We start from the raw sequence: 23,209 nt of genomic DNA on the forward strand, positions 1-23,209 counted from the left end.
CAACGTACTCACAATCATCCCTATGTTGAAGGGAGCTCTTTTATATATTCAACTACGTAAAAGGCGATACACATCTTCAAGTTGTACCTATCCAAATCTATCTTCTGATAGCTCCTCAATGACTCATTCTCATTCTATTTCTTCATCCATATACATACGCTTATATAACCTTGCAAATTCCATTTAATTATTTATATATTATCCAAAGGCATTCAGTTCAAATAAATAAATTTTAAGCGTATACTTGAATTGTAAGCAATATGAATTATGGGGGCATTAGAGATGAATTTTAAAAACGTAGTAGTCGCAGGTGGCGGTGTACTAGGAAGCCAAATCGCTTTCCAAAGTGCATTCCACGGATTTAATGTAACGTTATATGATATTAATGATGAGGCTTTAGAAAAAGTTAAAGAACGTTTGAATATCTTAAAAGGACGTTATTTAGATGATTTAGATACGACTGAAGAGAAAGTAGAACAAGCGTATCAATCAATCCAATTTAGTACTAGTATTCCTGATGCAGCGAAAGATGCTGACATTGTTATTGAAGCAATTCCAGAAGTTGTTTCAATTAAAACAGATTTCTATAAACAATTAGGTGAAAGTGCACCTGAAAAAACAATTTTCGCAACAAATTCTTCAACATTTGCGCCAAGTCAATTTAAAGATGTCACAGGTAGACCAGAAAAATTCTTAGCATTACACTTTGCTAATGAAATTTGGTTACGTAATACAGGTGAAGTGATGCGTACGGAAGATACTTCAGATGAAATCTTTAATGAAGTATTAGACTTTGCGAAAGCAATCGGCATGGTTCCACTTCCAATACAAAAAGAACAACCAGGTTATATTTTAAATTCATTACTTGTACCTTTAGTAACACAAGCAGGTTACTTACTAGGTAACGAAGTTGCAGATTATAAAATGATCGATAAAACATGGATGAAAGCGACAAACGATGAACATGGACCATTTGGTATGAATGATATCGTTGGTATCGCGACACATTTAAATATCAGAAAATCAAAAATGGATGAAAACTCACCAGAATGGGCTAAAAACTACCTTAAATTCTTAGAAGGTATGGTAGAAGAAGGTCGTCTTGGTAAATCTGTAGGTAAAGGTTTCTACAATTATCCAAACCCTGAATTCAAGAGTGACAACTTCTTTGATAATCCAAAAGAAATCAAAGATTTAACACACGGATTTAAAAATATCACTGTAGCAGGTGGCGGTGTCTTAGGCAGTCAAATCGCATTCCAAACTGCGTCTGGTGACTTTAACGTGTCACTTTATGATATTAGTGATGACGCGATTGAAGCTGCTAAAGGCCGTGTAAAACAAATTAAACAAGATTACAAATCAGATATGAATGTAGATGACGCAACTGTAGACAAATTTGAATCAAATATTAGCTACTATACTGATTTAGCTGAAGCAACAAAAGATGCAGATTTAGTTATTGAAGTTGTACCAGAAAACACTGATATTAAAAAAGATTTCTATAAACAATTAAGCGAAGTCTTAAATGAAGATGCGTATATCGTTACAAACTCTTCTACATTAAGACCAAGTGACTTTGAAGACTTAACTGGTCGTCCAGAAAAATTCGCGGCATTACACTTCTCAAATGGTGTATGGCTTAAAAACACTGGTGAAGTCATGGTTGCAAGCAAAACAACAGAAGACACATTTAATAAAATCTTAGCATTTGCACGTGATATTCACTTAGTAGTAATTCCAATTCACAAAGAACAACCAGGATATATCTTAAATACGTTATTAATTCCATTACTACATGCTGGACTTAAATTATTAGTTAAAGACATTGCAAATGTTGAAACAATTGATAAAACATGGATGATCGGATTCCATGCGGTTCATGGTCCATTAGCTATTGTAGATATCATTGGATTAAATACGATGTATCACATTTTAAATGCTATTTACCAAGAATCTAACGATGAAATCGATGGTAAAGTCGTTGATTTATTACAAAGTAAAATCGATAAAGGTGAATTAGGCCGTGGTGTAGGTAAAGGTTTCTATGACTACTCAAACGGTGCACCATATTTAGAACCAGATTTCTTAAAATAAGCATTCTGCATTAGTAGATGTAAAGATTCATTAGTGACAGTTCCCTTTAACAATTAAAATCATTCAATAGATGACATATAAATAATTTCCCCGACCCCTTTACTATCCGCCGTAGTAAAGGGGTTTTTGCTATTGGTTAAGTGTATCAAAAAGCTCGACAGCGATCGCTACATTGATCTTTGTCGAGCTTTAGGCGGTTAATCACCATGTCACGTTAATAAAAGGAGGTCTTCATATGCTGATTAACCATGGGATGGGGTGAGTATGGGTTTATGGGATAAAATGATTACGCTAATATTTGCTTACTGATAATCCAGTTTTTATGGTGTTTAAGCAAAATATTTTGCTCTTTCAATTCTTGAATAATATGACCAGTTGTTTCACGTGAAATACTTGCAAGATCACTAATCATTTGAATCGTTAAAAATGATTTGATTTCATAAAATTCCTCGTTATCATAACCAATCATGTGACATAAATAAATTAATATTTTAATCACGCGTTCTTTTGCACTTTTAGAACTGAGTGCCATATGATATTCAATTTGTTGTTTCTGATTGTTACATAACAATTGGTAAATTCTAATAAACACTTTGTCATTGTTTCTACATAGATATTCAATAAGATCAATGGGAACGGCAATCATGATACAGTCTGTAATGGCTGTACACATTTCATTCGTCGTCTTCTCTTGGAAGAGGTTATGCATGGGGAATAATTTATCATCCTTGTTTAAGATGCGGTATACATCACCATTCATACTAAATTGTTCTCTTAATATATAACCATCAATCAAATAGTAAATATGTGTTAATTCGTCAGAAGAATAGTAAATGACTTGTCCTTTGTTATATTGTCTAACAATACATTCATTTTTGTAAGGTTGTAAAGCAACAGAAGGGATGTGAATCAATTGGGCAAGTCGTTCAAGACACTGATCGCTATGATTTGTGATTATTGAATTATCGATTGCAATGCCTCGTGATTGGTTGTTTGTCATAAAGTCACCACCTTAGTGATTAATGCTCAATTTGTGTGCCAACATGTCCTTTGAATGCTTCATAGGCATTATCTAAATTAGTGATAATCGCGCGTCGGTCTTCACCACTTTCAACAAAATCAATGGCAGCTTCGATTTTAGGAAGCATAGAACCCTCGGCAAATTTACCATCTTCGGCATATTGTTTTAACGTTGCAACGTCAACGTTTGTTAAAGCCTCTTGATTAGGCTCGTTATAGTTGATATATACATGCTCTACGTTCGTTAATATCATTAAAGTATTAGCGTCGATGAGTTGTGCTAAGCGTTCACTGGCAAAGTCTTTATCTATTACAGCTTCGACACCTTCATATGTGTCGTTGCGCTTAATAACTGGTATGCCGCCGCCACCACATGCAATGATGATATTTTGATTCTCTACTAATGTACTAATGAGTTGATGCTCTAAAATAGACACTGGCAAAGGTGAAGGTACCACTTTACGGTAACCACGTCCAGCATCTTCTTTATAAGTTGATTCTGGATTGGCTTGTTGTAATTGCTCAGCTTCTTCTTTAGTGTAAAATGGTCCAATCGGTTTAGTAGGGTTAGACATACGGGGGTCATGTTCGTCGACCTCAACACGAGTAATTACTGTACCTGCACGTCTTGGACTCTTAATTTCAGCAAGTACTCTATTGACTTCTGTCTCTATCCAGAATCCTATCATACCTTGGGTCATGGAACCACAAACATCAAGTGGCATGGCAGGGGTTTGTGGACTATCTGCTTTAGCTTGTTGGATTAACATTGTACCAATTTGTGGACCATTACCATGAGAGATAACGATGTCTGCATCAGTATCAAATAAAGGTTTGAGTGCTTGCATTGTCGAACGTATTGCTTTTCTTTGTGCGTCAGCTGAGCCATCATCAGTTTGTATGGCATTACCGCCTAACGCGATGACGATTTTGTTATCCATATCGTTCACTCCTTAATTAGAATACATTTACGGCACCAGTGATTAATCTGAAAATGCCGATGATTGCTAGAATTGTGATTAATACAAAGAAGATATAGTCAACCTTGTTTAAAGGTTTCCGGTTATTTTTTTGGACGGTTTGGTAAACGAATAAGCCTGGGATATAGAGCAACATGGTTAATAGTAAGTAATCTATACCCGCTGCATAAACGAGCCAAATCGCGTAAATAGAAGAGATAATACCAATAACCCATTGTTTCGTTGTGGCACGTTCCTTCGTTAAGTAAGTGTATTTAACTTGATAGAAAGCACTAAACATATATGGGATAAGGATCGCACTGGATGCGAGTGAAAAGGCGAATTGATAAGCACTCTCTGTGAATAACATACTGATTAAAAAGATTTGTACTAATATATTCGTAATTAATAATGAATTGACAGGTGCTTTATTTTTATTTTCTTTTGCAAACCATTTAGGGAATAGGCCATCTTTCGCGACGACGAAGGGTAATTCACCTGCGAGTAATGTCCATCCTAACCAAGCACCTAATACAGAAATGATTAAACCAATGTTGACTAGTACTGAACCCCAATGTCCTACAATATGTTCTAAGACTGCAGCCATAGATGGGTTAGATAGTTCAGAAATGTGATTCTGTTGAATGACACCTTGTGCGAGAACAGTCATTAAGAAATAGATGACTAATACAGAGATAAGACCGATCACAGTCGCAGTACCAACGTCTTTTTTACTTTTAGCACGGCTTGAAAAGACAACTGCACCTTCAATACCTGTGAATACCCAGACCGTTACAAGCATTGTACTTTTCACTTGGCCTAATGTATCACCCCAACTGAATATGCCAGTATCACCACTTGTCATACCGTATAAACCAGCTTTAAAGGTCTCAAAGTTAAACGCAGCAATCATACATATGATGACAAGTAAGATAGGGATGAGTTTGGCAACAGTAACGATACTATTAATAAACGCAGCTGTTTCTACGCCTTTTAAGATGAGATAATGCACACCCCATAAAAGGATAGAAGCTACGATAATACTTGGTAAGGTATTGCCACCTTTGAAGATCGGGAAGAAGTTACCGACTGCTGACATTAATAATGTAGCATAGGCCACGTTGCCCAAGAAGGCTGCAAACCAATACCCCCAAGCACTTGAAAATCCAATAAAATCACCGAACCCGGCTTGTGCATAACTATAGATACCACCATCTAAGTCTTGTCTTTCATTCGTTAAATTCTGAAAGACAAAGGCTAGGGAAATCATACCAATTGCTGTGATAATCCAACCAATAATGATGGCTAAACCACCAGCTTGATTACCCATATCAGAAATAATGTTAAATGCACCGCCACCAATCATTGAACCAATGACGAGGCCAATCAAGGAGGTTTTACTTAGTTTATTTCCATCTGATTCACTCATATGTCATGTCTCCTTTGAATAAATGAGCAGGTTCAGTTGTGATTCATATATAGGAGTTCAGTGATATGAGAGTATCGTAACCAAACCTGCATCTTCTTTTTAATTGCAAACTATCCTAGCGTAGCCGCCATTACAGCTTTAATCGTATGCATACGGTTTTCTGCTTGATCGAATACTTTAGAATGTTTGCTTCTAAATATCTCGTCAGTGACTTCCATTTCAGATAAACCATAGTCATCTTTGATTTGTTGACCATATGTGGTATTTGTATCATGGAAGGCTGGTAAACAATGTAAGAAAATCGTGCTATCTTTACCAGTTTTGTCGAACATAGCTCTATTAACTTGATAGTCTTTTAATAATTTAATACGTGATTCAAACTCACTTTCTTCACCCATAGATACCCACACGTCAGTGTAGATAACATCAGCATCTTTAACACCTTCGTCAATATTATCTGTAATTGTGATTGAACCACCGTCTTGTTTGGCACGTCTTTCTGCAATATCAACATAGTCTTGAGATGGGAAAAGTGCTTTAGGAGAACAAATTGTTACGTCTACACCAAGCATTGGTCCAGCCACAAGTAGTGAGTTAGCCACATTGTTACGTCCGTCACCCACATAAGTAAGTTTGATGCCATCTAAATGACCAAAGTTTTCTTTAACTGTCATGTAGTCAGCTAACATTTGTGTTGGGTGCCACGCGTCCGTTAAACCATTCCATACAGGGACACCTGAATATTTAGCTAAGTCTTCAACCATCTCTTGTGAGAATCCACGGAATTCGATACCATCAAACATTCTTCCTAATACTTTAGCTGTGTCTTCAACAGATTCTTTTTTACCTAATTGGATATCATTTTTTCCTAAGAATTCAGGATGTGCACCTAAATCAATAGAGGCAACAGTAAAAGCTGCACGTGTACGTGTAGAATTCTTTTCAAATAATAGGGCGATATTTTTATGATCTAAATAACGATGTGGAATCCCTTTTTGTTTATAATCTTTTAAAGTAATAGCGAAGTCGATTAAATCGCTAAATTCTTTTTTCGTAAAGTCATCTTCTTTTAATAAATGTCTACCTTTTAAGTTAAGTGGTTGTTGAATTTCTGACATGATTCATTCCTCATTTCTTTAAAATGTATTAGTAAAGTGCATGTGTTTACTGAATTAAATATCTTCTCTATATAATGGTTGGCTCATACATCTTGGGCCCCCACGACCACGTACTAATTCACTGCCTGTAATTTCAATAACTTTAATGCCTTTATCACGTAATAATTGGTTAGATACATAGTTTCGGTCGTACGTTACGACAACCCCTGGTCGGATTGTCAATGTGTTAGAACCATCGTTCCATTGTTCACGGGCACCATCGATAACGTCACCATTACCTGTTGGGATAAATTCAATATTGTCGATGTTAAGCGCATCTTCTAATGTTTCTTTTAATTTGTTTGAGTGTGTAATTTTAATGTCTTGGCCTTGTTCATCTTTTTCAATGGTGAAGATGTTCATGTTATCTTCTTCTTTGAAAATCGCAGCATGCATTGTAAATTTGTCGTAGTCAATCATGGTAAATACTGTATCTAAATGCATAAATGTACGGCTGTTTGGAATTTCGATAGCAAGTACTTTAGTAAATGTAGATTGATCATCGAATAAAATTTGTCTTGCTAAGCGTTCGATAGCTTGTGCAGAGCTACGTTCAGAAATACCAACTGCAAGTACATCTTTAGATAGAATTAATTCATCGCCACCCTCAATATTGAATGGTGAATTTCTATCTAACCAAACTGGGACATCGTCGTTTTTGAATCTTGGGTGATATTTCAAAATATATGTCATAAAGATAGATTCACGACGACGGGCACGCCAATACATACGGTTGATAGTCATTCCTCTACCTACAGATGCTTGAGGATCTCTAGTGAAGTAAAGGTTTGGCATTGGATCGAGATAGAATGGATAGCGATCATCCATATATTCTACGAGGTGATTCGTTTCTAATTGAATTTCTTCTTTACGTACACCAGCCATAATTTTTTCTACAAGTTCTTGATCATTTAATGTCGCGAATAGTTCTTTAATTTCTTTTTCATGACCGAGGACAGTCTTTTGTGATTCTTTTAAAATATCGTCGATAAATTGTTCGCGAACTGAGGCATCTGCAATGGCTTCTGCAGCTAGGTGTTCTAAATAGACAACCTCGACACCCTCATCTCTAAGTACTTGCGCGAAATGGTCATGCTCTTCTTGAGCAACTTTCAAATAAGGAATATCGTCAAATAGCAATCCACTTAGATGATCAGGCACTAAATTTTCTAATTCTTTACCTGGTCGTTTAAGTAATACCGTTTTTAATTTGCCGATTTCACTGTTTACGTGGATAGGTCCTTTTTCCATTGTTATTTCCTCCTTTGATTTAATACACCTAGAGTATAAAGCGCTTTCAACATAGATATTGAGAATCTTTTCACAATAAAAATGTCGATATCTCATATAAAATATTTATTCAATGCAATTTGATGATAGATTATGCAATATAAACGCATAAAACCTATAACTATATGTATATTAAGTTAATACGATAATAAATAATTAATATAATATGATTTTTTATTCGATTGAATGTATGGTTAGTCATACATGATTAATTAACTATAAATGTTAAATCTATCTATATTTTAAGAAGATTTTTATACATCAATATAAAATTTTTTATAAAAATTGTTATAAATGAGAAATACTTCACATATTGTATGAATAAAATTTGATATGGTAAGTGTGATGACGTTTGTCTGTATTTTGTGAAATATGCAGATAAAGGAGTAAATAGATATGAGAAAATGTAAACGATTGGATTTAATATCGACAATTGTGAAAGACAATGATATACGTTCAAAAGCCGAAATTGTCGACTATCTTGATAAACATTTTGGTATCAAATATAGTGTGGCAACGATTAGTAGGGACTTAAATGAGTTGAAAATATATAAAATGCCTACCGCCAATAATGATCGATGTTACCGAAAGTTTAATGGTAATGCTCAAAACGAAGCGAAAGCGAAACTCATAGCCTTTTACAATGATGAGATCGAAAAGGTCACAATTAAAGATCACTACCTTATTGTCAAAACATCGCCAGGATTTGCGCAAAGTGTGAACTTTTATATCGATCAGCTCAATTTAAATGAGGTATTAGGGACAGTTGGCGGTAATGATACGATATTGATATTAGTCAGTTCAGCAGATGTTACCGAATTTGTACATTATCAATTATTTGGACAGACGTATCAAGAAGAGCTAAAATCATGATTCATGTGACGTGATGTATATTGAAAGTCGATGATAAGTATTAAAATGAATTTTGCCATTTAAGCGTTCATGATGTTATAATGCGTAAGGTTTCAATTCGGCAAATAAAACGCGATTCAATTGATATATGTCATATAGTGAGTGGCACGTAGGATAGTCAATAAATAACAATACAACGAAATGCTAATATAACCACCTTCATGGGCGAGTGATGAAACCAAGTTGAATGATACAAGGGTTTCTTACTCGCTCTATTTTATTGGAGAAAAAGTGGTGATGGCATATGTATGCAAAGTGCAAGTATATACATATATTAAATATGATAGGGACGTAATGAGTGTTTTATCAATATTGAATTTAAATAGTATGAAAAGGAGCGGATGTCATGGTAGATAGTTGGAAAGTTCAGTGGTTTAACCAACCGATGAAAAATATACTAGCAGGTATTGTAGTGGCACTTGCTTTAATTCCAGAAGCAATTGCCTTTTCAATCATAGCGGGGGTAGACCCGATGATCGGTTTATATGCGGCATTTATCATAGCGACAGTGACAGCGATTGTTGGTGGACGACCGGCAATGATTTCAGGTGCTACAGGCGCAGTGGCACTTGTTGTGACACCACTCGTGAAGGAACACGGTGTGGAATATTTATTTGCAGCGACGATTTTAATGGGTTTGATTCAACTTGTCTTAGGTATTTTAAAAGTAGGAAGACTGATGAAATTCATTCCACAATCCGTAATGATTGGCTTTGTTAATGCATTAGGTATTATGATCTTTCTATCTCAAATTGAGCATATTTTTAATATATCCATTGCGACTTACATTTATGTCATGATTACTTTGTTAATCGTATATATTGTACCTAGATTCTTTAAAGCAATTCCTGCACCATTAATTGCGATCATTTTATTAACAGCATTATATATGTTTACAGGTGCTAATGTGCATACTGTTGGTGATTTAGGTACGATTAAGCAAGCATTACCTCATTTTATTATTCCACAAGTACCATACACACTTGAAACGTTACAAATCATCTTACCATTTTCAGTTTCGATGGCGATTGTTGGGTTAGTAGAAAGTTTACTCACAGCTAAAATTGTAGATGAATTTACAAACACATATAGTAGTAAAAATAAAGAATCTCGTGGTCAAGGGATCGCAAATATCATTACAGGATTCTTCGGTGGTATGGGTGGTTGTGCAATGATCGGACAATCAGTCATTAATGTGAAATCTGGTGCGACAAGTCGATTATCGACATTAACTGCAGGTGTAGTACTCATATTTATGATTATTGTATTAGGGGATTTAGTAGTGCAAATTCCAATGCCTATTTTAGCGGGAATTATGGTTATGGTATCTATTGGAACAGTAGACTGGCATTCCTTTAAATATATTAAAAATGCTCCCAAAACGGATGCCTTTGTAATGATTCTAACAGTTGTTATTGTATTGATGACACATAATTTAGCCATTGGTGTTATCGTAGGTGTAGTATTTAGCGCGCTCTTCTTCGCGACTAAGATTTCTAATGTGAATGTAACATCAGAGACGTTTGATGAGACGTTACATGTATACTTTGAAGGACAAATTTTCTTTGTATCTATTGATTCTATGATGAACCAAATTGACTTTAATGTGGAACACTCAGTCATTGAATTAGACTTCAACCATGCACATTTATGGGATGATTCAGCAGTGAATGCGATTGATACCATCGTACAGAAATTCGAAGCCAATCATAATACCGTCTATGTGAAAAAGTTAAATTCAGATAGTAGAAAAATTATTTCCGAGCTAAGTCAAATTAATCATAACCAGCTGATTTAATCGACACTAGCTATAAAATATAAGAGAATTCATTACAATAATTGTATAGAATATAAGCGTACTGACTAAGTTTAGGGGTGAATAGGATGAATTTCATAATCAGACAAGAGAGAAAAGAAGATTACAGAGATACAGAAGAAGTTGTACGCAGAGCATTTGAAAATGAAACATATAGTGACCAAAGTGAACATACATTGGTTGCGAAATTACGAAAGTCAGAGGTATTTGTTCCAGATTTATCATTAGTCGCTGTAAATGAAGATAAAATCATAGGACATATATTATTATCTAAAATTTGGATTGATACCGAGGATAAGAAAGTAGAATCTTTAGCATTAGCACCTATCTCTGTTTTACCCGAATATCAAAATAAAGGTGTAGGTCGAAAATTAATACAACAAGCTTTAACCATCGCAGAGAAACTTGATTTTGAATCAGTCATCGTTATGGGACACGAAGCATATTATCCGAAATTTGGTTTCAAAAAAGCGTCTCATTGGGGCATACAAGCGCCTTTTGAAATACCAGATGAGTTATTGATGGCAATTGAATTAAAAGATAATAGTTTAGATCATGTTTCAGGTGTCATCCAATATTCAAACGCATTTTTTGAATGATGTGTTTTAGTATACTCGTATTGAGTTAAAAGGAGATTGTCATTGATTAAAGTGTTTAATATAAATTTACACATACAAAAAGCAATTTCTATTCGAAGTGGATAGAAATTGCTTTTTTTAATTTGAACATAGTCTATTAATTTGTGATTCACACTTATTGTTTTCAACAATAGTAAGTATTTTTATTAAATGATATCTAACTCATTTTTGAAGTACGTATATTTCATAAAGTTGTAGCTACTATTTAAAATTTTTCTAGTTTTATTTAAAATTGTTGCTAATTTTTTATTAAGTTGTGTTAATATTTAATTATTAAACAAAAAGGATGGGGAGAAATGAAATTTAAATACATAGCAATACCTAGTATTGCAATTACTTTATTATTAACAGGTTGTGGTCAAAAAGATAATGACCAAGATAAAGATTCTAAAAACAAACAAGAACAAAAAAAGAAAGATAATAAGAAAGAGAAATCAAAAGGTAAAACTACAAATAACTCTACAGAGAATAATTCTAATGAAACTTCTCAACAAAATGCTAATAATGAAGAAACTGCTAATACTTCTAACAATCAACATGGAGCACAAGAACAAGCTAATACTAATTCACAAAATAATAATGTAAATAATAGTAACGCAAATAATGAAAATATTGATACAAATAGTAAAGAGTATCAAGATTATCTAGGAGCAAAAAGAAGCCAATATGCTATTACACATTTAACTCCTGAACAAAAAGCTAGTGGTGCTGGTGGTGGAGGTGCTGGTTGGAATTACGCTGATGAAGATGAAAGCTTTAGTGATTGGAAGGCTAGAAGTGCTAGAGAAAAAGCTGAGGCAGGATATTAATATAATTTAAAACTTAATAAGGAAAGAGAGAAAATGATATGTATTGTTCAAATTGTGGAAGTAAATTAGAAAGTGATACTAAATTTTGTGGTTACTGTGGTACACCAGTAAATAATAATGATAATTCTAATCAACAATATCAGGAGAATAATTACCACACTCAACCTCAAAATAATAATTATGTAAAAAATCAAAAGAACCCATGGGAACTATTTTTAGATGGTTGGAAACATATTTTTAACTACCAAGGTGTTACATCACGTAGAGGGTTTTGGTGGTTTATGTTAATACAAGCAGGTGCCTCTTTCGTACTTGGATTATTAGCAATATTAATATCTGGTCAAAATAGTTTTTTAGGTCAGTTAGTGTTAACTATAGTGTATCTTCCAATTATATCTGCGGGTTCAAGAAGAATGAGAGATGCTAATAAATCTATTTGGTGGGCTATAGTTCCATTTGGTTTAGCGTGGTTTTTCCAACCATTTATGGTTGGTTATTATTTAAGTGGTGTTATGCAAATTGTTGTTACTCCACTTAGTATAGTATTTATTGTGTTTGCTTGTTTTGAAACTAAGGATAATAGCGATCGTGAAAGAATCAATTAGCTTAAAATTATTAAAGTATTAAGTATGATTGGTTAGAACCTACTTAAAAAATAGTTCCAATTCAAGTTAAATCAATCATAACCAGTTGATTTAAAAGATTGATGATGTGAAATATATCAATTAAATCGATAACTATTAATTTTTTCATTTCATCATGTACATGAGAAAAAGCAATTTCTATTCGAAAGGGATAGAAATTGCTTTTTTTATTTATATACTTATTCATACAGTGCCTGTTGCATTACACTGACGAATGTGTCAATTGTAAGTTGGTTAGCATGTCTAGCTTGGTAAGTACGATGTAAGTCGAACTGTTGATGGTTAGTAGTGATATCGTGTAACACTTGGTTAAACTGGTTCAATTGTTCTAATGTAAATGTGTTTTCTGGTGCAGTAAATGGACGCTGATGCGCAACCTCATCCCACGCTAAGATAACGTGTTGATGATGAAATGCACGTGCTACTGCATTTTCAATTTCGTTGCCTTGATTAATGTCGAGGTAAATATCACAGCGTTGGTATAGTTCCGCAAATATATCTTTCGTTGCTGCTGGATATAAATGTACGTATTGATGTTGATCGTACGCCATGAGTTTGGACGACATTTCAGTTAATGCAGCGATATGGAATTGTATATTAGGGTGGGCCACTATAATATGTTCAAGCTGCGGTATTTCATCTGAGTTTGTCAGGATGAGTGCATGGTTTGAATATTGATTTGATTTATCAAAGTCATACAGATAACCGGCTTGATAAACATGCGATGCTTGTTCAGAATTAAGTTGTGCCACCACAGTATGATATTCTCTGTAATCAGGTATCATCACAGAGAATTGACGTTGTAATGTACCATCTAGTAATGACAACATATTTCCTGGGACATGACCGTTACTACTTTCTTGCCAGAATAATAAGCCTTTACCTTCTGTATTCATATGATGTAAGACTAAGAATGGTGTTGATAAAGAATTAATAATGATCTCAGATAAATCCACTTGAATTTGTTGTAGATAGAAGGTTATAAACGCCACTTTAGAAGGGAAGAAATAGGATTGTCCTTGCCAGTCTAATACATAATCCCCTGTGACATAGTTTTCATATATCACTTCTTTACCTTCTCGGGTTACATATTTCTTTAATATAGCTTTTCCAGCTAAATCATAAATCATTTCAGCAAATTTAAAGCCATGTTTTGAATAATGATCTTCAGAACGTAAACGCCCTTTATCGTCGAACCAACGCACATGACTAACTATGCGCGTTTTATAATGCGGGCGGTAACGTATTTCGCCTCTAATATGTCCCATATCTTTAATTTGAGCTGATTGTCCATTGCCACTAATTTCCCAAAATGGTGAGACGTCAACAGCATTAAAGAATTTAGGTTGATCGTCATCATGTAATAAATTAGCCGCAAAGAATTGATAAGGGGACGTCACCTCATCTGGTAGGAAACCATCATCTTCAATACAAATGGTGAAGTTATGATAATCTGCTTGTTCAAGTGTTTGATGTAATAACTGAGTCGGTTGATTATAATATTCAAATAAATTAATCATAGAGCACCTCGTCGACTAAATTCTGCCATTTGTTAATCATTTCTGCTGTCTTAAATGGTGTAGCAATATCATATGAAACTTGCTGAGGAGATGTAGGGCCATTGTTAAAGTATTGAACTATTTTATTAGCCATACGATCTGTAATCTCCTCGATAGATTCTTCCTTAGTCGGTTTATCTAATAAGTAACCATTTTGACCATCTGAGATGAAAGTGGGGTTCCCATAATTCACATTGAAACCAATCATACCTAAGCCAGAACCTACTGCTTCCATAAGCGTTAAGCCAAAGCCTTCACTTTGTGATGCAGATACAAATAATTCATATTGTGTGTAAATTTCATCAAGATTGACGTGACCTCGTAATTGAATGTAGTCTTCGGCATGATGTTCACTGATGATTTGCTGAATTTTATCTTTTTCTGGGCCGTGTCCATAGATATCAAATGATAGCTGTGGTACGGCTTGTTTGGCTTTAATAACTGCTAGTGCGATCCAATCGACGTGTTTTTCAGACGCTAAGCGTGAAGCGGTTAGGATAGAATATGGTTGTCTTTCTACACTTGGCATTGTTAATTGGTCGAGACTTCCCACAGGTATTGTTCTAATACGTGGTTGAAATGTTGTATATTGCGCAAATTGTTGTGACAGAATTTGATTTTGTAAATCGGTAGCTACAATATAGAAATCAATATATGGTGCGTGATTAAACTGATATTCATAATAATTGTTCCATAAAATGTGCGTACCATCTGTGATATTGTCACTATAATGTTCTGCATGTACCACAACACCGACATGACTTTGGCCTTTATTTTGCAGGACGGCTTGGCCGATATCAGTGGCACGATCTAATATGACAATGTCGTTATGCGTTAAATGTAATTGCTGAATAAAGTAAGCAACAAAGGCTTCTTTACTATCCAAACGTGCATCGTTAAATACATAGGAATGTGCATCGCCATCTATGATCTCTTGATAGGCGATAGAGCCATTCTCATTGTAGAACTGACGCATATACAATTTGGCATAGTTATCATATGGTGCGTAATATTCAGAGAAGACACGAACGTAGCTATAGAAATCTTTACGAATTAGCATACCATTAACGACAAATTCAGCGCGGTCAACATAGGGTTGGTCGGTATTTTTCATATAACAGGTTACAAATGTTTGAGGTTGATGGTCTAAATAAAGACGTTGCACCTTGCCTTGTTGATCGACTTCAGTCCGTGTCACTGTATTTCCGACATCGTGTTTGAGTTGATCAATGGTATATGTAGTTGGTGCTATTGGGATATCTGTAAAGTATTGATATAACCAAATGACTTCGTTGTCTTGAAACCCTAAGTTAGCTGTTAAGGTTTGTATATTTTCTGACGCTATAAAGTCTAAAAATATGAATTTTGCATCTTCTTTTAAATGTCGTAGCATTTGTGCACGATAACTTTGTGCATATTCTACGCCACTACTTGCCCAACCAATGCCAAAGTTGATGTTATAAATTGTCATAAATAGCCCTCCTTTTAAGGGAAATGAATGGTTAAATCACCATTTTGTTGTTCATCAATGATACTTAAACATAAGTTTCGAATCATACGATGTTTAATATCATGTTCCATATCATTAAATGAGTCTAAAGCCACTTTATGGTATTCAAATATAGAATTCCGTTGTCCTTTTTGACGCTGATTGACGTTCGCTTTGAGTTGTTGTAAATAGTCTACTTGCTCGATCCAGGATGTATCGATGGCTTTGAGTACTGCTTTTCTTAAAAATTGTTGATATAACTCGTTGTCACTAATTTTCTGTTTATTAGTAGCCAGTTGGTCTTTAAATTGTGTTATTAAAAACTCAATATTTTCATCGTGATTTTGATGATTAAATTCAAAATTAGCATCCACAAAACTAAAGCTCAAGTTTTTATAGATATAGCGAATAATATGATCTCTTGTCATACTGCCTTCAGTCTTAAAGTGATGATTAAAGACATCACGAGCAATACTTTCAAAGTCTAAAGCATCTAAGTTTTCACTGTTAAGTATACGGTTACGTTCACTATAGATTAATTGACGTTGTGTACTAATGCTCTTCTCGAATTCATTTGCCGTTTCACGTGCTTTCATGCCTTCTTCTTCAGAAACACGTTGTGCCTTTTTAACAATACGTTTGATTTTATTATTAAAGGTAGGGCTATCAGATAAGTATGCTGTATCTTGTTTCATCAATGATGGATTGTCTTTTAACTTGGAATCGCTCCAACGTTGGACTAAGTAATCATCTAATGAAATGAAAATTTGAGATTGACCTGGGTCACCTTGACGACCAGCACGTCCTCTTAATTGTCTATCGATACGACTATTTTCCATGTGCTCGTTAATCAGTACTGTTAGACCACCGAGTTCGTGAACTTCTTTAGATAGTTTAATATCTGTACCTCTACCAGCCATACTTGTGGCTACAGTAACGGCATTCAATTGACCTGCCTCAGCAATCATTTGGGCTTCACGAGCGACATTTTGTGCAATTAGCAAGTTGTTCGGGATATGTCTATTAAATAATTCACTTGAAAAGTATTCCGCTGCTTCAGCTGTACGTGTAATTAATAATACAGGACGTTGCTTTTGATGATAGTCAATCACTGTATCTAAAATTGCGACATTTTTATCATCATCGTTCACAAATACCTTATCCGGTAAATCTCGTCTTATCACAGGATTAGACGTTGGAATTTGAATAACGATTTTTGAATAAAGGTCGAAAAATTCTTTCTCTGCAAGCTTACCTGTCGCCGTCATCCCAGAAAAACGCTCAAATTGCATAAAGAGATTTTGGAAAGTAATGGTAGCCATGACACTCATATCATCTGAAATATCTAAATGCTCTTTAGCTTCTAAGGCTTGGTTAAGTCCGGCTTGCATTTTAGTGCCTGGTAACATACGTCCAGTGATACGGTCGATTAACATGATTTCGCCGTCCATAATAATGTAATCTAAATTAAGATCAAATAAATAAGTGGCACGTAATGCAAGATTAATATTCCTTACTAAATCAAAGTAGGGGGCATCATAGATATTAGGCACATCAAAATATGTATTGGCCTTTTCGATACCTTGTTCAGTTAACCAAATTTCACGCTTTGTCTTTTTCATTTTGAAATCTTGATCTTCTTTAAGTGTTGCTACAAAGGCTTTTACAATTTCAAATAAATTAGATTGTACTCTTGGTGCACCAGAAATGACGAGTGGTGTTTGTGCTGCATCTAAGATAATAGAATCCACTTCATCAATGAGTGCATAGTGTAATTCCGGCAAGAACTTGCTTTCTTTTGTATCAGCTAAGTTATCGATAAGATAGTCAAAACCTAAATTACCATTGGTTGTGTAAATAATATCGTGATGATATAACGTCTGCTTTTCTTGATTGGATATAGGTCCTTGAGGATTCTCTACAAATCCCAGTGATGTTGTAAGACCTAACCATTCATATAAAGGTTTCATTTCTTCGTAGTCACGTTTCGCTAAATAATCATTTGTAGTGATTAAAAAGACAGACTTACCTGTTAGCGCATTTAAGTACAAGGGTAATGTGGCAGTTAATGTTTTACCTTCACCCGTCTGCATCTCTGAAATATTTCCTTGATGCATCACTATTGCGCCTAGTACCTGTACATCTTTGTGATACATACCTAATACGCGACGTGACGCTTCACGAACAACAGCATATGCTTCGGGTAAAATATCATTTAACGTTGCGTTACCATTTTGCAACTGCTGTTTGAAGTCTATGGTTTTGTCTTGTAATTGTTCATCTGAATATTGACGCATGTCTTCACTGTAACGATTGATTTTATTTAATATTTTATAAAGTTTTTTTAACCTCATATGATTAATTGCGGTATTCACATTGAGATTCATAGTTATCCTCCTTTCTGATTGATTAATGGATTTTAATCATGATCGCGTTTTGGACGTGTTGCTTTCATGATTTGATTGACTAGGTTAACATTCTCCTGTGGTGTACGTGGTTGATTGTCTTCTGTTGAATGTGTCTCTGTTATATCATCAGTGCTCGTTGATATGTCACTGGTTGATGATTCGGTAGATTCGGCGGTCTCTTTATCTTTATCCTTAACAAGATATCGTTCAGTTAAGGTGATTTTCTTAAATATAAGATGATGACATGCTGCGTTCATCAGACAAATATCATAACTATAAGCCTCATTTGGATAAATAAAATAGCTATCAGTTTCTTTAATCATACAGTGGTCGAATGCTTTACCATTTTTTAAATAAAAGGTCACAATGACATAAACACTTTGTGCTGGCATGGCAGTAATATCTAGATGAATATCATAACGATAACCTCTCTTTAACATAGGGAGTTTAGGCGGATGGCCATCTTTATCAAATGTAGTGGCTGGTTCCCATAAGTTAATTTGCAAGCCTGATGGCATGAGTTGATTTTCATAATATGTGTAGTCATCGTGAAATTGTATTGTTGCACCATGTTTATAGGTATGACGTGTCACTTTGCGCCATCTTACGTCTAATGTTTGATTACTTTGCATGATTGTCTCTCCCAAAATGATCTTTTAATAAAATATGATAAAAGTTCATAAACCAATTCACAACTGTTGATGTATCATCATTATGTCGACCTGGTACGGCTTTGTTCATCAGATGGACATGATGTCGACTTAATACTGGTAGCAAATCTTCGAATGCAGACTGATCGTAATCGTCGTTTTTCATATAAGTAATAGCAATGGATGTATCGCTAATATGACTATTTGAAAAGACATTCCAGAATTTGTCGTCTAAGTCTTTAATATGCTTCAAATCGTTGTTAATTTGTGATGACTCGGTCATTGTATGTTCGGGTGAAAGGGCGATGTCTAATGATGTTTCGAAATCATTAGGTCGCAATAACTTCATATTTTTAGCTATAGTACCGACATTGACTAAAGGTTTACCAACGTTAATGCCTTTAGGGTTTAATTGGGCACCGTAGTATAAAGCACCAAATGATCCCATAGATAAACCTGATAGTATCAAGTCATCTTCCTTAAAACCGAGTTGGTTTAGTGTATCAGTAATGACTTGTTTAATGCCATTTTCATACGTTTCAGAGCCTAAGTAAAATGCGCCACCTTGAATTCTTGGATCACTAATCAGTAAGAAAGGCGCACCTAATTGATTCATTAGAAAATAAGCTTCAAACCCTTCAGCTTCACGATAACCACTAAAGTAAACATTAAGTGGTGGTTTGAAATCTCCAGGATTAAAGTAATAAAAGAATTCTTCGCGATTTTCATCTACAAAACGATGACTACCGAGTAATAAATGACCGAATTCAATATGTGATAAACGTTTATGTACGGCGCCGATATGAACGGTACCACTACCTTTAACACTGACTGACGTTGAAATGTATGCTGTATAGGGTCTGCGTTGTAAATAAAGTGGCTCGGCAAGTTCTTCCTCATTTAGAACAATCTTTTCAAGGACGCCTTCTTCTGGATTTAAAGATACTAATCGAAACGTATATTCTAAGGTGACATCGCCTTCAGTTCGGAATTCGGGCCAAACTTCAATCACTTTATCTTTATCGTATACGAGGTTTTGCTGCCAATTGAGTACCGGAATCAATTCATCACCGAAATGACCTTTCAATTGAATTTCTCTATTACCATAATGAATCACTTCGATATGTGCTGGCGATTGGATATGTGTTCGAGCTGGACTCACCTTATCCCCGTATTGCCCAGGAAATGAAATAGATATCAATTTATCATGAAGATCATCCGTCGTATCATAATGAATAGGACGAATGAGATACCTCTGCACTAAATCAAGTTCATCATAGCCACTTGGCCAATATTGTGCATCGACAAGTGTATTATATGGATGACTCACAATATGCAAGAGTTGTGTTAATGCATCTGTCAGGTTCGCTTGTATAAATAATAAATCAAACTGTCCAGATTCCTCGACAATCTCTTTAATACTATCGATATACCCACTATCAAATTCAAATAATTGTGTATCAAAATAGTCCCAAGCGACTTCTGGTTTATGCTTGAATAGATATTCTAAATCTGTTCCACCAATTTGTAATACTTTAAATTTACGTGGCATGGTTATCACCTTCTAAAAAATGGTCAAGTTGTTCAATAATGTGACCTGAACTTAAATCTTCAATCATATTGGTATTAAATGTAAAAGCACCATTCCAATGTTTCAAGGTACTTAAGAAATAATCTAACGCAGTCGTAATATCCGCATAACTATTAATTAAATAGCCATTTTCTAAATGAGTGACATAACTACTTTGATGGATATTAATTTGTGGAATTCTGACACTGATACTTGCAATTTGTAAGAATAAATCCGGCTCATCACTAAGGTCAATGACGATTCTTAGTCGGGACAATGCCTTTAATACGTCATATTCAAATGGCACTGATTGAATTTGTACTAATTCTTCAAAGTCTTCCGCTGATTTTGCTTGGATCAATTCTGATTTGGCTAAATCTTCCTCATCTTCTTCGTTAAATGTTTCATTGACATTTTGTATTAATTGAGACAGCCATTGTTGTAATTGAGTAGCGCTATTTTTCGTTAAAATGACTAGGCGATACGATGGATGCCGTTTAATATAAGTGATTAAATCATTGATTAATATTTGTAAATAATCATCATTAAGGCCATCAATCCAAACACCTATGTAAGTTTCATCTAACTGGCTACTTAGATTTTCTAAGATTTGTGTATCGAATGGTGTAAATCTCAATATTTCAGGTTTAGTATCCAGTGTTTCAATGAGTTGGTGTAAGATATGTTCATTTTCATTTGTATCAACAAGCCATTTGTCGCTATGCGCCATACTCTTAATCAATGATTGGTCAATCGTACGATTACGTTTACTAAAAATGGAGTAATATACTTGCATGTCATCTCTAATCGTATTAAAAATACCGTTATGAGCAATATGTGATGAAACAATCAGTTTATCATTCGCTTCCATATGTTGATTACAAAATGTGTTCAAACGTTCTGTAATTAAATCAACCATTGATGCGTAGGTCTTGGAATGAAAATGGTGCGCATGATCTGCCATAACCTGAACAACATTGGTCTCTAGGTTTTCACGTAAAACAACATCACCCGAAGCGGTTAAATAATCTTGATATTGTTCGTGACCGAGTTCGTTGTAATAGCGGATAGCGCTCAAATAACCACGTTCATCAAAGATATAACGACGCTGATGAATATCATGTTCAAAATCGTCCACTACAATTAAATAACCGTCTTGATTAAAATAAATTTTGGATACGTAATGTGCTTTCATAGCCTGTATTAAATAAGGTGAATAGAAAAATTCAGTGTTATCAGGCCACTCTAGGTCTTCAAATTGAAAGGATCTAGGTGGAATGTCTTCGAATCCCTGAATTTCATCAAATAATGACCAAATATTTGCTTCATATAAGTCATACTTATGCAGAAATAAGCGTAAATTGGGATTAAAACTTAAATGAAGTAGTTTAAAATCTTCGTCATTTTTTTCATGCATCGACATGAGACTAATGGAATCATCAAACTCTATCATTGCGTTTTTTATATAAAATGGTTGATTCAAATTACGCCACCATTGATCATTGTTGTACCAAGCTGGAACGAAATATTTCATACCTTACTCCTTACCAATATTTGTTTAAAAATGATTTATATTTATCAAAGTATAAATATGTTCTAATTGTTTCTGTAATATTTATCGTAATGTAAATTAAAATAATAAACTGCGTAAAAATTGAAATTTGATCATAAATACCAGATATAAATATAGAACTAATAAGCGGCAGACTGATGATAAAACCAATTATTAAGGCGCCGATTGCACTAATTTTTTTTGCTCTACGGTCTAAATAATGTCTTGTATCATCACCAGGATAAATGCCGTCGAAATAATTCCCACTCTTTTGAAAGTCTTTAGCAATACGTTTCGTATTCAACATAACTCGGGATAAATAATAGTTTAAGATGATCAACATGATGATGAATATCAATACCCCAATCGGATTGTCTAATTCTAAAAATGGGGGTCGATATTGAGCATCTCCAGTGATCCATCTTCCAACTAAATGTATTAAGACACCTAATAAGAAGAACAATGAAAAGTTAAACATGATTGAAATACTACCAGCAGGGTTTAATTTCCAAGATACATAAGTGTCTTTTTTAGATGTACTGATATTCATAATATCTCTATAAATCATGCGATATTCAATCATTTCTATGAATAATAAAAGAATCAAAACGACTAATATCATAATTCCACCAATCACCATCGTTTGGGCATCCAACAATTGAAGATGTTTATTTTGAAACATAGATTTGATGATACTAACTAATACGATAGGCGTTGGACCTGCGATACCATAAACAGTATTTTGATCAGCTAACCACACGAGTAACATTGTTCCGGCTACTAAGACAAGTAACATTAAAGGGAAGTTAGCGTGATGAATCATACCCTTATTAATGTACTCACTTAAGATAAAATAGCCTTGAATTAATGCTAATAAAATAGTGAAAAAACGTTCTTTATAGCTACGTTCTAGTCGGGTTTGTTTTTGACCTTTCTCCATATTTCGATAGGTCAGTAACGTCATAATAATCATCGTAGTAAGCCAAGGACTTAACCCCAATGAGAATAGGTTGAGTGTTGTAATATCTCCGCCGACATTTGAAATAGCTAAATCAAGGAATTGATTCGTATGTTGTGCTGATGATTTCATATCAGCAATTTTAATATTACTACCCAATATGTATATGAAAATGATCATTAGAGTGAAAAGAATACGTTTATATAAAATTTTATATTCGATATTTTTAATGTTTTTAATATTCATCAATTT

General features: G+C 34.5%; 18 protein-coding genes. 6 read left to right on the plus strand and 12 right to left on the minus strand.

Annotated elements, in window-relative coordinates:
• Positions 1-282 precede the first annotated feature (282 nt).
• Positions 283-2,097 carry a 3-hydroxyacyl-CoA dehydrogenase gene (locus LPC11_RS00595; protein ID WP_023374352.1) on the plus strand — a complete coding sequence of 605 codons (1,815 nt, stop codon included), beginning with the start codon at positions 283-285 and terminating at the stop codon, positions 2,095-2,097.
• Between the two features lie 286 nt (positions 2,098-2,383).
• On the opposite strand, the gene LPC11_RS00600 is transcribed toward LPC11_RS00595, so the two are convergent.
• The 5 genes from LPC11_RS00600 to arcA form a co-directional block, all read right to left on the minus strand.
• Entirely contained in the window at positions 2,384-3,097 is a 714-nt protein-coding gene (locus tag LPC11_RS00600; protein ID WP_023374351.1) for a Crp/Fnr family transcriptional regulator, read from the minus strand.
• Positions 3,098-3,116: 19 nt separating this feature from the next.
• On the minus strand, positions 3,117-4,058 hold the full coding sequence (arcC, locus tag LPC11_RS00605) for a carbamate kinase (protein ID WP_023374350.1): 942 nt from the start codon (positions 4,056-4,058) through the stop codon (positions 3,117-3,119).
• Positions 4,059-4,074: 16 nt separating this feature from the next.
• Positions 4,075-5,505 (minus strand): arginine-ornithine antiporter, encoded by a 1,431-nt coding sequence (gene arcD, locus LPC11_RS00610; RefSeq protein ID WP_023374349.1) that lies wholly within the window; start codon positions 5,503-5,505, stop codon positions 4,075-4,077.
• 110 nt (positions 5,506-5,615) lie between these two features.
• Complete coding sequence (gene argF / locus LPC11_RS00615) at positions 5,616-6,623, minus strand: ornithine carbamoyltransferase (RefSeq protein ID WP_023374348.1); 1,008 nt, start codon at positions 6,621-6,623, stop codon at positions 5,616-5,618.
• Between the two features lie 54 nt (positions 6,624-6,677).
• The gene (arcA, locus tag LPC11_RS00620) at positions 6,678-7,913 is read right to left on the minus strand and encodes an arginine deiminase (RefSeq protein ID WP_023374347.1); all 1,236 of its coding nucleotides are present in this window, start codon (positions 7,911-7,913) and stop codon (positions 6,678-6,680) included.
• A gap of 435 nt (positions 7,914-8,348) precedes the next feature.
• On the opposite strand from arcA, the gene LPC11_RS00625 reads away from it, so the two are divergent.
• The 5 genes from LPC11_RS00625 (at position 8,349) to LPC11_RS00645 (ending at position 12,732) form a co-directional block, all read left to right on the plus strand.
• Positions 8,349-8,825 (plus strand): arginine repressor, encoded by a 477-nt coding sequence (locus LPC11_RS00625; RefSeq protein ID WP_023374346.1) that lies wholly within the window; start codon positions 8,349-8,351, stop codon positions 8,823-8,825.
• A 385-nt stretch (positions 8,826-9,210) separates the two neighbouring features.
• Positions 9,211-10,662, plus strand: coding sequence for a SulP family inorganic anion transporter (locus tag LPC11_RS00630; protein ID WP_023374345.1), 1,452 nt, complete (start codon positions 9,211-9,213; stop codon positions 10,660-10,662).
• Positions 10,663-10,748: 86 nt separating this feature from the next.
• Positions 10,749-11,279, plus strand: a complete 531-nt coding sequence (locus LPC11_RS00635) for a GNAT family N-acetyltransferase (RefSeq protein ID WP_023374344.1) — start codon at positions 10,749-10,751, stop codon at positions 11,277-11,279.
• A gap of 335 nt (positions 11,280-11,614) precedes the next feature.
• Positions 11,615-12,127 (plus strand): hypothetical protein, encoded by a 513-nt coding sequence (locus LPC11_RS00640; protein ID WP_023374343.1) that lies wholly within the window; start codon positions 11,615-11,617, stop codon positions 12,125-12,127.
• Positions 12,128-12,165: 38 nt separating this feature from the next.
• Positions 12,166-12,732 carry a DUF805 domain-containing protein gene (locus tag LPC11_RS00645; RefSeq protein ID WP_023374342.1) on the plus strand — a complete coding sequence of 189 codons (567 nt, stop codon included), beginning with the start codon at positions 12,166-12,168 and terminating at the stop codon, positions 12,730-12,732.
• A 218-nt stretch (positions 12,733-12,950) separates the two neighbouring features.
• Here the strand turns inward: LPC11_RS00645 and gtfB are convergent, their stop codons facing one another.
• The 7 genes from gtfB to secY2 are packed head-to-tail and all read right to left on the minus strand — an operon-like array spanning position 12,951 to position 23,203.
• Positions 12,951-14,291 carry an accessory Sec system glycosylation chaperone GtfB gene (gtfB, locus tag LPC11_RS00650; protein ID WP_231307299.1) on the minus strand — a complete coding sequence of 447 codons (1,341 nt, stop codon included), beginning with the start codon at positions 14,289-14,291 and terminating at the stop codon, positions 12,951-12,953.
• The gene (gtfA, locus tag LPC11_RS00655) at positions 14,284-15,801 is read right to left on the minus strand and encodes an accessory Sec system glycosyltransferase GtfA (RefSeq protein WP_023374339.1); all 1,518 of its coding nucleotides are present in this window, start codon (positions 15,799-15,801) and stop codon (positions 14,284-14,286) included. Before gtfA ends, gtfB begins: the two co-directional genes overlap by 8 nt.
• 14 nt (positions 15,802-15,815) lie before the next feature.
• The gene (gene secA2, locus LPC11_RS00660) at positions 15,816-18,206 is read right to left on the minus strand and encodes an accessory Sec system translocase SecA2 (RefSeq protein WP_107566287.1); all 2,391 of its coding nucleotides are present in this window, start codon (positions 18,204-18,206) and stop codon (positions 15,816-15,818) included.
• A gap of 32 nt (positions 18,207-18,238) precedes the next feature.
• Positions 18,239-18,859, minus strand: a complete 621-nt coding sequence (gene asp3, locus LPC11_RS00665) for an accessory Sec system protein Asp3 (protein ID WP_023374337.1) — start codon at positions 18,857-18,859, stop codon at positions 18,239-18,241.
• Positions 18,849-20,429 carry an accessory Sec system protein Asp2 gene (gene asp2, locus LPC11_RS00670; RefSeq protein ID WP_023374336.1) on the minus strand — a complete coding sequence of 527 codons (1,581 nt, stop codon included), beginning with the start codon at positions 20,427-20,429 and terminating at the stop codon, positions 18,849-18,851. The genes asp3 and asp2 overlap by 11 nt, the downstream gene beginning before the upstream one ends.
• The gene (gene asp1, locus LPC11_RS00675; protein ID WP_023374335.1) at positions 20,419-21,981 is read right to left on the minus strand and encodes an accessory Sec system protein Asp1; all 1,563 of its coding nucleotides are present in this window, start codon (positions 21,979-21,981) and stop codon (positions 20,419-20,421) included. Before asp1 ends, asp2 begins: the two co-directional genes overlap by 11 nt.
• 10 nt (positions 21,982-21,991) lie before the next feature.
• Positions 21,992-23,203: an accessory Sec system protein translocase subunit SecY2 gene (secY2, locus tag LPC11_RS00680; protein ID WP_023374334.1), complete on the minus strand. Its 1,212-nt coding sequence runs from the start codon at positions 23,201-23,203 to the stop codon at positions 21,992-21,994.
• Between the last annotated feature and the right edge of the window lie 6 nt (positions 23,204-23,209).

The organism is Staphylococcus sp. HL28 (assembly GCF_021117155.1).
GTDB lineage: Bacteria > Bacillota > Bacilli > Staphylococcales > Staphylococcaceae > Staphylococcus > Staphylococcus warneri.

Bases quoted from the DNA above. Each gene is read 5' to 3' on its own strand.
- LPC11_RS00630 (WP_023374345.1), top strand. From the start codon at position 9,211: ATGGTAGATAGTTGGAAAGTTCAGTGGTTTAACCAACCGATGAAAAAT.
- LPC11_RS00645 (WP_023374342.1), top strand. From the start codon at position 12,166: ATGTATTGTTCAAATTGTGGAAGTAAATTAGAAAGTGATACTAAATTT.
- secA2 (WP_107566287.1), bottom strand. From the start codon at position 18,206: ATGAATCTCAATGTGAATACCGCAATTAATCATATGAGGTTAAAAAAA.
- LPC11_RS00600 (WP_023374351.1), bottom strand. From the start codon at position 3,097: ATGACAAACAACCAATCACGAGGCATTGCAATCGATAATTCAATAATC.
- asp1 (WP_023374335.1), bottom strand. From the start codon at position 21,981: ATGAAATATTTCGTTCCAGCTTGGTACAACAATGATCAATGGTGGCGT.
- gtfA (WP_023374339.1), bottom strand. From the start codon at position 15,801: ATGACAATTTATAACATCAACTTTGGCATTGGTTGGGCAAGTAGTGGC.
- LPC11_RS00595 (WP_023374352.1), top strand. From the start codon at position 283: ATGAATTTTAAAAACGTAGTAGTCGCAGGTGGCGGTGTACTAGGAAGC.
- arcD (WP_023374349.1), bottom strand. From the start codon at position 5,505: ATGAGTGAATCAGATGGAAATAAACTAAGTAAAACCTCCTTGATTGGC.
- argF (WP_023374348.1), bottom strand. From the start codon at position 6,623: ATGTCAGAAATTCAACAACCACTTAACTTAAAAGGTAGACATTTATTA.
- asp2 (WP_023374336.1), bottom strand. From the start codon at position 20,429: ATGCCACGTAAATTTAAAGTATTACAAATTGGTGGAACAGATTTAGAA.
- asp3 (WP_023374337.1), bottom strand. From the start codon at position 18,859: ATGCAAAGTAATCAAACATTAGACGTAAGATGGCGCAAAGTGACACGT.
- LPC11_RS00635 (WP_023374344.1), top strand. From the start codon at position 10,749: ATGAATTTCATAATCAGACAAGAGAGAAAAGAAGATTACAGAGATACA.
- gtfB (WP_231307299.1), bottom strand. From the start codon at position 14,291: ATGATTAATTTATTTGAATATTATAATCAACCGACTCAGTTATTACAT.
- LPC11_RS00640 (WP_023374343.1), top strand. From the start codon at position 11,615: ATGAAATTTAAATACATAGCAATACCTAGTATTGCAATTACTTTATTA.
- LPC11_RS00625 (WP_023374346.1), top strand. From the start codon at position 8,349: ATGAGAAAATGTAAACGATTGGATTTAATATCGACAATTGTGAAAGAC.
- arcA (WP_023374347.1), bottom strand. From the start codon at position 7,913: ATGGAAAAAGGACCTATCCACGTAAACAGTGAAATCGGCAAATTAAAA.
- arcC (WP_023374350.1), bottom strand. From the start codon at position 4,058: ATGGATAACAAAATCGTCATCGCGTTAGGCGGTAATGCCATACAAACT.
- secY2 (WP_023374334.1), bottom strand. From the start codon at position 23,203: ATGAATATTAAAAACATTAAAAATATCGAATATAAAATTTTATATAAA.